General features: G+C 56.6%; 1 rRNA gene. It reads right to left on the reverse strand.

Going from position 1 to position 836, the window contains the following annotated elements:
• Positions 1-836 (reverse strand): 23S ribosomal RNA (locus RM780_RS27565); the annotation flags it as partial.

Consider the following 836-nt stretch of genomic DNA (forward strand, 5'->3'; position numbering starts at 1 on the left):
GTGGCGACACGACTTCGGCGGTGTACTTGAGCCCCGCTACATTATCGGCGCAGAATCACTCGACCAGTGAGCTATTACGCACTCTTTCAAGGATGGCTGCTTCTAAGCCAACCTCCTGGCTGTCTGGGCGACTCCACATCCTTTCCCACTTAGCACACGCTTAGGGGCCTTAGTCGATGCTCTGGGCTGTTTCCCTCTCGACCATGGAGCTTATCCCCCACAGTCTCACTGCCGCGCTTACACTTACCGGCATTCGGAGTTTGGCTAAGGTCAGTAACCCGGTAAGGCCCATCACCTACCCAGTGCTCTACCTCCGGCAAGAAACACACGACGCTGCACCTAAATGCATTTCGGGGAGAACCAGCTATCACGGAGTCTGATTGGCCTTTCACCCCTAACCACAGGTCATCCCCCAGATTTTCAACTCTGGTGGGTTCGGGCCTCCACGCAGTCTTACCCACGCTTCACCCTGCCCATGGCTAGATCACCCCGCTTCGGGTCTTGGGCATGCTACTCAAGTCGCCCTCTTCGGACTCGCTTTCGCTACGGCTCCCCACCACAGGTTAACCTCGCAACACACCGCAAACTCGCAGGCTCATTCTTCAAAAGGCACGCAGTCACCACAACCAGCCCGAAGACTGATTGCGAGGCTCCCACGGCTTGTAGGCACACGGTTTCAGGTACTCTTTCACTCCGCTCCCGCGGTACTTTTCACCATTCCCTCACGGTACTATCCACTATCGGTCACCAGGGAATATTTAGGCTTAACGGGTGGTCCCGCCAGATTCACACAGGATTCCTCGGGCCCTGTGCTACTTGGGTGGCCCTCAAACGAG

The sequence above is a fragment of the Streptomyces boetiae genome, from assembly GCF_031845405.1.
Taxonomy (GTDB): Bacteria; Actinomycetota; Actinomycetes; order Streptomycetales; family Streptomycetaceae; genus Streptomyces; species Streptomyces boetiae.